An 11,480-nucleotide genomic window follows, 5' to 3' on the forward strand; every position below is an offset into this window, starting at 1 on the left:
ATGCCCGTTTCCCTCCCACGACCTGGAGTCCCCCGTGTTCCGTGCCACCCCTGCCCGCCTTTACCTCCGCGCGCCCCTCGTCGTGTCGGCGGCGCTCGCCGTGTCGCTCGCGACGGCCGGCTCCGGCGTCGCCCACGTAGAGGTGGAGGCCAAGGGGGCGACGGCGCTGGCCGAGAACGTGGAGGTGTCGTTCACGGCCGAGACCGAGTCGGCCGCGGCCGGAATCACGCGCCTTGAGGTGATCCTGCCGGCGGGGATCGGGCCGGGCGACGTCGTCTACAAGAGCGGTCCGGCAGGCTGGGAGCTGACGCGCACCGCTCGCGGGTACGCCGTGTCCGGGCCGGCGGTCGCGGTCGGGAAGGACGCCGCGTACGCGGTCGTGGTGCGTCAACTGCCCGAGGCGAGGTCACTGGCGTTCAAGACACTGCAGACGTACGGCGACGGGCGCGTCGACCGCTGGATCGAGCTGGAGAAGGCTGGAGCGGGCCACGGCAACAGCGCCCCGGTCCTGGAGGTCGGCCCGGCGGCGCCGGGCGCCAGGCCGCTCGCGTCGGCCACCACGCCGCCGGCCGCCACCACTCCCGTGCCGAGCGCCTCGGTCACCTCGGCGCCGGCCGCGCAGGGGGCCGATGCGAAGGACGAGCCGGGGAACGCGGGCGAGGAGATACGGCGGAAGGAGGCGGAGTCCTCGTCCGCGGTGGCGAAGGTCATCGTCGGCGCCGTGCTGCTGGCCCTGGTCCTGGCGGGAGCGGTGCTGTGGTTCCGGCGGCGGGGCGGCGAGGAGTCCTGATCGAGTGGATAGGTCCGGCGGGACGCGAGGATTCTGACCGGCAGGATTCCCGACCGAGCGGATCGGTCCGTCGAAGCGTGGGGATTCCCGACCGGGCGCATCCGTCCGGCGGGTGCGGGGACGACCGGCCGGCCGGGTCGGTTCAGCGGCGCGGGCCCGGAGCGTGGTGGTCGTCCGCGAGGGCGGTGAAGGGGATCGGGCAGCGGGCGGTGGCGGCGCAGGTGGTGAGGTCGTCGCAGCCGGCCTGCACGGCGTCGAGGAGCGTGGCGCGGATGGTGGTGAGGTCGGCGATGCGCGCGTCGACCTCGGCGAGTTTCGAGGCGGCTCGTTCCCGCAGTCCGGTCGCCGGCCGCCCGTGGCGGTGGCGGCCGGTGTCGAGGAGTTCGGCGACCTCGTCGAGGGTGAAGCCGAGCCGCTGGGCCGCTTTGATCACGCGGAGGGCGGTCACGCTGTCCGCGTCGTAGAGGCGGTGGCCGCCGTTGCTGCGGCGCGGCGCGGCCAGCAGCCCGCGGCGCTCGTAGTAGCGCAGGGTCTGGACGTTCACCCCGGCCGCCGCCGCGACCTGACCGCTGCGGAGGGCGGTGTCGGTCCCGCCCGGTGCCGCGTCCTCTGCCCGGCCCGCCGGCTCGGGGGCCCGACCGTCGCCCGGTGCCGGGTTCATCTCCCCTCCCGATCCGCCGCGCGGGCGGCCAGTGCGTCGAGCACCGCCGCGTGCGGGGCGTCCACGGTGACGTCCAGGACGATCCTGTGTGCGTCCGCGGTGGTGTCGAAGGAGAAGAAGGAGCAGCATCCGCGCTCGCGGTCGGCCAGCTCGCGGACCTTCTCCGCCGTCTCCGGCAGCGGCTCCCATTCCAGCCGGAGGGCGAGGGGCCCGGTGCGGGCCGCCGAGCGCAGTCGCCCGGCGAACAGCGCGTCCCACTCGGCCACCCGCGGCGGCCGCTCCGCGGTCGGCAGCGTGCAGGTTGCCGGCGCCCATGCCTCGTCGCCGGTCGGCAGCGTGCCGGGCTCCGGCACCCGTGCCTGATCGTTCATCGTGCTCACTCCCGCCATAGGGGCCGGCAATTCCCGCGCTCTCTCCACGGTAAACCTGTACCTGGGTACAGGATGCGAATTCCGCAGGTCAGGTGTCTTGTTTCCCCTGTCCGGAAATTGCTTCACCCTCCACGCAAATGCCGACCGAAGTCGGACGCTCACAAATGGGCGTCATGGATTCCGCTTCACGCCCTCAGGGCCGCCGCATGTGAATACGGGATTCCGGGTCCGAACTGACCTTCGGAAAAGCCCTGTTGGAGCGGTCGTTGGCGCGAAGACACCGCCCGTTCGTGACCGATCTGTGCCCATCATCAAAGCTTGACCACGAATTGCACACATCCCCTCTCCAGACCTCTCCCCGATGGTCTAGATTGACCGTGCTTCAGCTGTTCGGATACGAGGCGACCATTAACGATCTTTAGGTCCGGCGCTACGGAAAACCAGCAGTCGAGTCACCCGTGCCCTGCGCGGGGGTGATCAATCAGCGGGGCCTGAAAGGGCCCCGGGTGCGGGGAGCACCCGGGGTTTCGACGGGATCCCGTGCGCCTCGGGGGGCCGGCAGCCACGTGAGTCCACTGCCGCCAGCGGGGGCGTTCAAGCAGCTCTGAAACAGGGATGTCATGTGCGGGAGGGCGGGGACCTCCCGGGCGGAGGAACAGTGTTAGGCGAACACGTCGAACCACTGGGGACCTGGGGGGTTCTGTGCGGCAAGGGGGAGTAGTCAGCCCGTTTCCGTCAACGCGCGGGCGTCTGGACGACGGACCGATCAGGCGGTCCGCGATCGATTGGGAGCAGCGGTACCGCCGTACCGTGATCATGAGCGACACGGTGGCGACCGCCTTCGTGGTGGGGACCATCGGGAACTTCTTCGGGGCCCGCGACGCGGCCAACTGGCACGAGAAGTGGGGGATCCTGGCGTTCGGCACCGAACTGCTGGTGCTGGCCGCGCTCGCGGTGAACAGGTCGTGGGCGCCGGCCGTGCTCGGCCAGGGCGCGGAGGAGTTCCGCCGGCTGGGCCGGTCGCTGTTCACGGCGACCGTCGTCCTGGCGCTCGGCGGGATCGCGCTGACCTCGCACAACATCAAGCTCTGGATCTTCGTCGCGATCCCGGCGATAGCGCTCGTCACCATGACCGCGCGCTATCTGCTGCGCGTCGGGCTGCACCGGCACCGCAACGAGGGGCGGTGCCTGAGGCCGGTGCTCGCCGCCGGCAGCCCGGCCACCGTGAGCGACCTGATCAGCCGGACCCGCAAGTTCCCTCACCTCGGCTGGCGGGTGGACGCGGTCTGCACGACCGACGGCCTGGGGCCCGACGGCGACCACGTGGACGGAGTGCCGGTCGTCGGCCCGCTCGCGGACGTCGCCAGCCACGTCAGCCGCGACGGCTACCGCGTCGTCGCGATCACTCCGGACCCGCACTGGTCGCCGGACCGGCTGCAGCGGCTGGCCTGGAACCTGGAGGGCAGCGACGCCGAGATGGTCGTCGCGCCGGTGCTGATGGAGGTCGCCGGTCCCCGGCTGCACGTCGACGCGGTGCTCGGCATCCCGCTGCTGCGGGTGAGCATGCCGACGTTCACCGGCGGCCGCCGGGCGATCAAGGGGGTCGTCGACCGGCTCGGCGCCGCCGTCCTGCTGGTGCTCTTCGCGCCGCTCATGGCCTTCGTCGGGCTGCTCGTGCTCGTCGACAGCCGGGGCGGGGCGTTCTACCGGCAGCGCAGGGTCGGCAAGGACGGCCGCGAGTTCACCATCCTCAAGTTCCGCACGATGGTGACCGGGGCCGACCGGGCACGGGACGAGCTGGCCGAGCTCAACGAGGGCGCCGGCCTGCTGTTCAAGCTCCGCCGGGACCCGCGGGTGACCCGGGTGGGAGCCGTACTGCGCCGGTACTCCGTCGACGAACTCCCGCAGCTGGTCAACGTACTGACCGGCTCGATGTCACTAGTCGGCCCGCGCCCCCCGCTGCCGGAGGAGTCCGCGGCGTACGGGCCGGACATCCGAAGGCGGCTGCTGGTGAAGCCCGGTCTCACCGGTCTGTGGCAGATCAGCGGACGGAGCGACCTGTCGTGGGAGGAGGCGGTCCGGCTGGACCTGCGGTACGTGGAGGACTGGTCGCTCGCGCTGGACACGGTGATCTTGTGGAAGACGCTGCGTGCGGTGGTGTACGGGCAGGGGGCCTACTGATGCGCGGGGGACGCGGTCGGGCAGGCGCACGGAGGGCAGGCCGGAAGGGCCTGCCCGGGGGGAGGAACGGGTCATGAGGATCAGCGTTTTCGGGCTCGGCTACGTGGGCTGCGTGTCGGCCGCGTGCCTGGCCGGCATGGGGCACGAGGTCATCGGCGTCGACGTCAACCAGGTGAAGGTCGACCTGGTCAACGACGGCAAGGCGCCGGTGGTCGAGGAGGGGATCGGCGAACTCGTCGCCGAGGTCGTGGCGTCCGGGGCCCTGAGAGCCACCCACGACGTCCGCGAGGCCGTCATGAACAGCGAGGTGTCGCTGATCTGCGTGGGTACGCCGTCGGAGCCCAACGGCAGCCTGTGCACCACCTATCTGGAGCGGGTCACCGAGGAGATCGGCGCCGCGCTCGCCGAGCGGGGCGGGCGGCACACCGTCGTGTTCCGCAGCACCATGCTCCCGGGCACCTGTCTGAACCTGCTGGTGCCGATCCTGGAGAAGTACGTCGGCGGCACGGCCGGCGTGGACGTCGGCGTCGCGGTCAACCCGGAGTTCCTGCGCGAGGGCACGAGCGTGAAGGACTTCTTCGACCCGCCCAAGACCGTCATCGGCGAACTCGACACGGCCAGCGGCGACGTGGTCGCCGCGCTGTACGAGGGTCTGCCCGGCGAGGTGTTCCGGGTGCCGGTGCCGACCGCCGAGGCGATCAAGTACGCGGACAACGCGTTCCACGGCCTCAAGATCGGCTTCGCCAACGAGCTGGGCGCCGTCTGCCACGCCCTCGGGGTGGACTCGCACCAGGTGATCGACGTGTTCCTCGCCGACCGAAAGCTGAACATCAGCCCCGCGTACCTGCGGCCCGGCTTCGCCTTCGGCGGCTCCTGCCTGCCCAAGGACCTGCGCAGCCTGGTCCACGCGGCGCAGCGGGCCGATGTCTCGGTGCCGATCCTCTCCCACGTGCTGCCTTCCAACGCCGACCACCTCCAGCGCGCGGTGGAGCTGGTCGAGCGCACCGGGAAGCGCCGGGTGGGCCTCTTCGGGCTGTCCTTCAAGCCCGGCACCGACGACCTCCGCGAGAGCCCGCTCGTCGAACTGGCGGAGCGGCTCTTCGGCAAGGGCTACGACCTGCGGATCCACGACGCCAACGTGAGCCTCTCCCGGCTCCTGGGCGCCAACCGCGAGTACATCGAGACCCGGCTGCCGCACCTCGCGCAGCTGCTCGCCGACTCCGTCGACGAGGTGCTCGACCACGCAGAGGTGTGCCTGGTCGGGACGAAGGACCCGGCCGTGGTGTCGGCGCTCCCCCATGGCGAGGGCCCGCTGATCATCGACCTCATCCGCCTTCCCGACGCCGAGACGCGCCGGGCCGAACCTGGGTACGTGGGCCTTGCTTGGTGACGAGACCAGCCGCGACCGGCCGAACCGGCGCGCGCTGATCCTGGTGGAGAACCTGTCGGTGCCGTTCGACCGGCGGGTGTGGCAGGAATGCACGACGCTGCGCGACGCGGGGTGGCAGGTGGACGTCATCTGCCCCCGCGGCAGCAAGCGGGACACGGAGGCGGAGGTGGTGATCGACGGGGTGCGGATCCACCGCTACCCGCTGCGCGCCGCCACGGGCGGTCCGGCCGGCTACGTGCGGGAGTACGGCTCGGCGCTGTGGCACACCCTCCGGCTGGCCCGGAAGGTCGGCCCGGTCGACGTGGTGCACGCCTGCAACCCGCCGGACCTGCTGTTCCTTCCGGCCCGGTGGCTGAAGCGGCGCGGGGCCCGGTTCGTCTTCGACCAGCACGACCTGGTGCCCGAGCTGTACCTGTCCCGGTTCGACCGCGGCCAGGACCTGCTCTACCGCGGCGTGTGCGCGCTGGAACGGATGACCTACCGGGCCGCGGACGTCGTCCTCGCCACCAACGAGAGCTACCGGGACGTCGCGGTGCGCCGCGGCGGCCGGCGGCCCGAGGACGTGTTCGTGGTGCGCAGCGCGCCGGACACCGAGCGGTTCCACCCGGTGCCGCCCGAGCCGGAGTTGAAGCGCGGCAGGCCCCATCTGCTGTGCTATCTGGGCGTCATGGGTCCGCAGGACGGCGTCGACTACGCGCTGCGGGCGCTGGCGAAGCTGCGCGACGAGGTCGGACGGACCGACTGGCACGCGGTGTTCGTCGGCGCCGGCGACACCTTCGAGGCGATGGTGGAGCTGTCCCGGAAGCTCGGTCTGTCGGACCAGGTGGAGTTCACCGGGCGCGTCCCGGACGCCGACCTGGTGCGCTACCTGTCCACCGCGGACGTCTGCCTCTCCCCCGACCCGCACAACCCGCTCAACGACGTGTCGACCATGAACAAGGTCCTGGAGTACATGGTGATGGGCCGTCCCATCGTCTCGTTCGACCTCCGGGAGGCGCGGGTCTCCGCCGGCGACGCGGCCGTCTACGCGCCCGCCAACGACGAGTCCGAGTTCGCGAGGCTCGTCGCGGCCCTGCTGGACGATCCGGAGGAGCGGGCCCGGATGGGCAAGCTCGGCCAGGAGCGGATCAACGGGCCGCTCGCCTGGCGGAACTCCCAGCGTGCGCTGCTCGACGCCTACGAAGCCGCCTGCCGTGCCGGAACCCCCGGGCCGGCGGGCTCCCCGAACAGCACAGGGACGAGGCAGCGCAGTTGAGCGATGACACGATACGCCTGGTCACGATCGGGCGGATTGTCCGTCGGCGCCGGCGGCTGCTCGCCCTCCTCGTGGTGGTGGGCGCGCTCGTCGGCTACAGCACCTCCCTGTTGTTCCCCCCGCGCTACACGACCTCGGCGTCCGTGCTGCTGCCCGGTGCCTGGGAGGAGCGCGAACTCCGCACCCAGACGGAGATCGCGACGAGTTCGGTGGTGGTCGACCGCGTGGCGGCCACCCTCGCCTGGGGCGGGGTCAGCGCCGCCGAGCTGCGCGAGCAGGTGGTCGCCGAGGCGTCCGACGGGAACATCATCAAGATCTCCGGCACGGCCGACACCCCGGCCCGCGCGCAGCAGCTCGCGGATCAGACGGCCCGCCAGTTCGTGGCGTTCGCCGCGCGGGTCATGGGCAACGGCACCGATCCGGACGCGGCGGCGCGGCTCGACGCGCTGCGCAAGCAGGTGGAGACGACCAACCGGCGCATCACCGAGCTGGCCGACGCGGCCGACCCGGGGCGGACCGTGGAGAGCGTGCAGACCCGCACCGACCTGGAGAAGCTGCGCACCTCGCTGCGCGAGGCCATCGACAAGCTGGACCAGGCCGACACGGCCGCCAGCAAGGCGGTCAAGGCCAACATGGTCGTCATGGGGCCCGCGGCCCGGCCGGACGGCAAGGCGCCGCCGACCAGGACGCAGCTCGTCGCCGCCGGGGCGGTGCTGGCCTTCCTGATCACCGTCATCGGTCATCTCACGGCGGCCCGGATGAGCCGTCGGCTGCGCACCGAGGCGGAGATCACCGCTGCGCTGCGCTCGACCCTGCTGGGCACCGTCGACGTGCCGGCCGAGCGGGCCGCGCACCGCGGCAAGGGCCGCGGCCCGTGGGCCCTGGTCCGCCGGCTCCTCGGCCTCGACGTTCGCTGGGACCTGCCGGTCCCGCGCACGTCCGGCGACGAGGCCAGCAGGCAGACCCGCTACCGGCGGGTGTGCGCCCGTCTGCGGGACCGGCTGCCGGCCTCCCGGTCGCTGCTGGTCGTGGTGCCGGAGGGCGACGAGACCGCTCTCCGGGCCGCCGAGCAGCTGGCCGCCGAGGCCGCGGGCGAGCCGCTGCTTCGGGTGACGGCCGTCTCGGTGACCCAGCCGATGCTGCCGGACCGGGACGACGAGACCGGCGCACTGATCATGCTCAGCGCCGGCAGCTGGACCGCCGGGGAGCTCGCCGGCGTCGCCGAGGCGTGTGCGGACGCCCGGCACGAGGTCGTCGGCGTCGTTCTCGCCGGCACGGTCCTGGCCCGTCCGGCGCGGTCCTCGGGCCGTACTCGGCAAGCGGCCGCGCCGGAGTTCGCGATGGCCGACGACGCGACGGGAGTCACAGGGTGACGACGAGTACGACCTCCGAGTCGTCGGCCGCCGCTCCGCTGCTCGACCTGCAGACGCTGGTCGTGGCGGTGCGCAGGCGGCGCCGCGTGTGGTGCTCCCTGGCGCTGCTCGGGCTGCTCCTCGGCGCGGCGGTGGCGGTCCTGCTGCCGCCTCCGCCGACGGCGGTGACCAAGCTGCTGGTGGCGCACCAGGAGGACCAGCCGAACGACCCCGGGACGCTGATCCGCACCGACGTCGCGCTGCTGCAGACGACGCGGATCGCCGAGCAGGCCCTGAAGTCGCTGAAGTCCGGGGAGAAGCCCGAGGACTTCATGCAGGAGTACCTGGGGACCGGCCTGACCAACAACCTGCTGCAGATCGAGGCGACGGGCGACACCGACGCGCAGGCGGTGGCCCGGGCGCGGGCGCTGGCCGACGTGTTCGTCACGGACCACGTGCGGCGCATAAGGGAGGCGGCGAACGCCGAGGCCAAGGCCCTGCTCGACCAGCGTGACCGGATGCGGGAGGAACTCGCCCAGGTCAACAGGTCGATCGGGGACGGGGGGCCGACGAGCGGCCCGAAGGCGTCGGCGAACATGGAGTCGCTCTTCGCCCGGCGGGCCGAACTCACCTCTCGGATCAGCGACTTCGACCAGCGTGCCGCGGAGGCCCGGATCGGGACGCCGCGGCTGATCTCCGGCACGCAGATCGTGGACGCGCCGCGCGCGGTGCGGCACTCGCTGCCCCGGGCCCTCGCCACCGACGGCGCCATCGGACTCGCCCTCGGGCTCGTCCTCGGACTCGCGGTGTCGGCGGTCGGCGCGGTGGTGGCGGACCGCCCCGTGCTGCGCCGGGAGATCGCGGCGAACCTGGGCGCCTCGGTCATCGCCGAGCTGCCCCGCCGGCCGGCCGCGCCGTGGCGGCGCCGCCGGGCCGGGGCGGCCCGCGAGCGGCTCACCGTCTCGCTTGCGCGCACCGTGCGCGGCTCGGCGGAGCCGGTGTCGCTGCTGGAGCTGGGCTGTGCGCGCAGCGCGGGCGTGATCGCCCTCGACCTCGCGGCCGCGCTGGAGGCGGACGGGCCGGTGGTCGTCGTGGACGGTCTGCCCGGCCGGCAGCTCGTCGACCGCCGGTCGAAGGCGGGCGGTCCGACGGTGGTGAGCGGCGAGCAGGCCGCGGCCGCGTCGCACCAGGAGCGGCTGGTCGGCGTCGGCTCGGTGGCGCCCGGCACGGCGTGGACGGACCTCCAGTACCTCGGTACGCGGACCGTGCTCGTCGTGCGGGCGGGGCACGGCAGCGCCGCGTGGCTGCACACGGTGGCGCGGCAGCTCGCGGACCAGCACATCCCGGTGATCGGTGTGGTGCTGATCGACCCCGACCCGCGCGACCGGACCGACGGCACGTTGTGGGACGGGCTGCAGGCAGCCCTGCGCGGGCAGGGCGAGCTGCTCGCCCGGCAGAGCGGGACGGGCCGGCGGCGGGCGGAACGGCTGCCGAAGTGGGCGGCTCGGGTACCGGAAAGCGACCAGGAGGCACGGTAGGACATGTGTGGCATCGCAGGGACGTACCGGTGGCCGGACGGGAAGCTCGTGGCCGACCGGCTCACCGAGACCCTCGCCCACCGGGGACCGGACGGGGCGGGCCGTTACAGCCACCCCGTCGCCGACGGGGAAGTGCACCTGGGGCACCGCCGGCTGGCCGTCGTCGACCTCTCGGAGACGGGTGCGCAGCCGATGGTCTCGGACGGGCTCGTCCTGACCTACAACGGGGAGCTGTACAACGCGCCCGAGCTGCGCGCCGAGCTGGCGGCGGCCGGGGTGCGCTTCCGGGGGACCTCCGACACCGAGGTGCTCCTGGAGGCGTGGCGGCGCTGGGGCACGGACTGTCTGCCCCGGCTGCGCGGCATGTTCGCGTTCGGGATCTTCGACGAGCGCACCGGTGAGCTGGTGCTCGCCCGCGACCAGCTGGGCATCAAGCCGCTGTTCTTCCTCCGGCGGGGCGAGGGGCTGGTGTTCGCCTCGGAGCTCAAGGCGCTCGCCGCCGTGACCGGCGGTTCCCTGGAGGTGGACCACGGGGCGCTGGTGGCCTCGCTGCTGTACTACTGGGTGCCGGACTCGCGGTGCGCGTTCCGCGAGGCGGAGAAGCTGCCGCCGGGCACCTGGCTGCGCTGCCGGCCCGACGGCCGGGTGCAGCGCGGCCGGTTCTGGAACCTGAAGGACGTCGCGGCCGAGGGACGGGAGCGGGCCCGCACGGGTGAGCTGCCGGACATCGCGGCCGTCGTCGAGGAGTCGACCCGGCGGCATCTGATGGCCGACGTGCCGGTGGCGACCTTCCTGTCGGGCGGTCTCGACTCCAGCTATCTGACCGCCCTCGCGGCGGCCGAGCAGCCGGGTATCTCCGCCTACACGATCGGGTTCCGTGCCGAGGACGCCCGGTTCGAGGCGATGCCGGACGACCTGCGCTACGCCCGGCAGGTGGCCGCGCGGTTCGGCGTCGACCTGCACGAGATCGAGATCGCCCCGAACGTGCTGGACCTGCTGCCGCAGATGACGTACCACCTGGACGAGCCGATCGGCGATCCGGCGGCGATCAACACGTTCCTGATCTGCCAGGCCGCCCGGGAGGCCGGGGTCAAGGTGATGCTCTCCGGGATGGGCGCCGACGAGCTGTTCGCCGGCTACCGCAAGCACCTGGCCAACCTGCTCGCGCTGCGCTACCAGCGTGTGCCGCGGCCGCTGCGCCGCGGGGTGTCCGCGGCCGTGGACCGGCTGCCGGTGGCCTCGGCCCGCCGCGGGTACCGGTCGGTGCGCTTCGCGAAGCGGTTCCTCTCCTTCGCCGATCTGCCGGAGGAGACGGCGTTCCGGCGGAGTTACACGATGTACGACCGGGAGGAGCTGCTCGCCCTGGTCGATCCGGACCTGGCCGGGACGGTCGGGGACGTGCTGACGGAGCACGCGGACGTCTACCGGGACAACGACCTGGACGACTTCGTCAACCGCATGTGTCTGGGCGACGCCCGGATGTTCCTGCCGGGCCTGAACCTCGCGTACACGGACCGGTCGAGCATGGCCGCGTCCACGGAGGTGCGGGTGCCGTACGTGGACGTCGAGGTGGTCAGAGCGGCGTTCGCCGTGCCCGGTGACCGCAAGATCGTCGGGCGGCAGGGGAAGGCCGTCCTCAAGGAGGCGGCCACCTCGGTCCTGCCCCGGGAGATCGTGTACCGGCCCAAGGGGCTGTTCAGCGCTCCGCTGCGGGCCTGGATGAGCCGGGACCTGGCGCCGCTGGTGCGCGAGGTGGTGAACGACGGCGTGCTCGTCGGCTCCGGGCTGCTGCGGCGCGACGCGCTGGCGCGCATGGTCGCCCAGGACGCGGCCGGGCAGCGGGACTTCTCCAAGCATCTGTGGCACGTGCTGACCCTCGAGTACTGGTACCGCGGCGCGACCGCCGGGTCCGACCAGCACCCTTCCTTGACTGCGTAGAGAC

9 protein-coding genes are annotated in these 11,480 nt (G+C 72.7%); 7 read left to right on the plus strand and 2 right to left on the minus strand.

Annotated features, from left to right (window positions below; all coding sequences use genetic code 11):
• Positions 1-34 precede the first annotated feature (34 nt).
• Entirely contained in the window at positions 35-790 is a 756-nt protein-coding gene (locus tag AB0424_RS15165) for a DUF1775 domain-containing protein (protein ID WP_366305454.1), read from the plus strand.
• 142 nt (positions 791-932) lie between these two features.
• Here AB0424_RS15165 and AB0424_RS15170 read toward each other — a convergent pair whose 3' ends face one another.
• Together AB0424_RS15170 and AB0424_RS15175 are read right to left on the minus strand one after the other, a co-directional pair.
• Entirely contained in the window at positions 933-1,451 is a 519-nt protein-coding gene (locus AB0424_RS15170; protein ID WP_366305456.1) for a MerR family transcriptional regulator, read from the minus strand.
• On the minus strand, positions 1,448-1,822 hold the full coding sequence (locus tag AB0424_RS15175; RefSeq protein ID WP_366305458.1) for a hypothetical protein: 375 nt from the start codon (positions 1,820-1,822) through the stop codon (positions 1,448-1,450). Before AB0424_RS15175 ends, AB0424_RS15170 begins: the two co-directional genes overlap by 4 nt.
• Positions 1,823-2,524: 702 nt before the next feature.
• On the opposite strand from AB0424_RS15175, the gene AB0424_RS15180 reads away from it, so the two are divergent.
• The 6 genes from AB0424_RS15180 to asnB all read left to right on the plus strand — a co-directional run bounded on the left by AB0424_RS15180 (position 2,525) and on the right by asnB (position 11,476).
• Positions 2,525-4,003, plus strand: coding sequence for a sugar transferase (locus AB0424_RS15180; protein WP_366305460.1), 1,479 nt, complete (start codon positions 2,525-2,527; stop codon positions 4,001-4,003).
• Positions 4,004-4,076: 73 nt separating this feature from the next.
• Positions 4,077-5,393, plus strand: coding sequence for a nucleotide sugar dehydrogenase (locus AB0424_RS15185; protein ID WP_366305462.1), 1,317 nt, complete (start codon positions 4,077-4,079; stop codon positions 5,391-5,393).
• A complete protein-coding gene (locus AB0424_RS15190) occupies positions 5,383-6,648 on the plus strand; it encodes a glycosyltransferase family 4 protein (protein ID WP_366305464.1) in 1,266 nt (421 codons plus the stop codon). The genes AB0424_RS15185 and AB0424_RS15190 overlap by 11 nt, the downstream gene beginning before the upstream one ends.
• Positions 6,645-8,021, plus strand: coding sequence for a Wzz/FepE/Etk N-terminal domain-containing protein (locus AB0424_RS15195; RefSeq protein ID WP_366305466.1), 1,377 nt, complete (start codon positions 6,645-6,647; stop codon positions 8,019-8,021). Before AB0424_RS15190 ends, AB0424_RS15195 begins: the two co-directional genes overlap by 4 nt.
• Positions 8,018-9,538, plus strand: a complete 1,521-nt coding sequence (locus AB0424_RS15200; protein WP_366305468.1) for a Wzz/FepE/Etk N-terminal domain-containing protein — start codon at positions 8,018-8,020, stop codon at positions 9,536-9,538. The genes AB0424_RS15195 and AB0424_RS15200 overlap by 4 nt, the downstream gene beginning before the upstream one ends.
• Positions 9,539-9,541: 3 nt before the next feature.
• Complete coding sequence (gene asnB, locus AB0424_RS15205) at positions 9,542-11,476, plus strand: asparagine synthase (glutamine-hydrolyzing) (RefSeq protein WP_366305469.1); 1,935 nt, start codon at positions 9,542-9,544, stop codon at positions 11,474-11,476.
• Positions 11,477-11,480: the final 4 nt, after the last annotated feature.

Origin of the sequence: Streptomyces sp. NPDC051180, from assembly GCF_040689545.1 — a bacterium.
Lineage (GTDB): Bacteria > Actinomycetota > Actinomycetes > Streptomycetales > Streptomycetaceae > Streptomyces.

What these genes read in the sequence shown, in the direction of transcription:
- asnB (WP_366305469.1), top strand. Translation starts at nt 9,542, where the DNA reads ATGTGTGGCATCGCAGGGACGTACCGGTGGCCGGACGGGAAGCTCGTG.
- AB0424_RS15175 (WP_366305458.1), bottom strand. Translation starts at nt 1,822, where the DNA reads ATGAACGATCAGGCACGGGTGCCGGAGCCCGGCACGCTGCCGACCGGC.
- AB0424_RS15170 (WP_366305456.1), bottom strand. Translation starts at nt 1,451, where the DNA reads ATGAACCCGGCACCGGGCGACGGTCGGGCCCCCGAGCCGGCGGGCCGG.
- AB0424_RS15185 (WP_366305462.1), top strand. Translation starts at nt 4,077, where the DNA reads ATGAGGATCAGCGTTTTCGGGCTCGGCTACGTGGGCTGCGTGTCGGCC.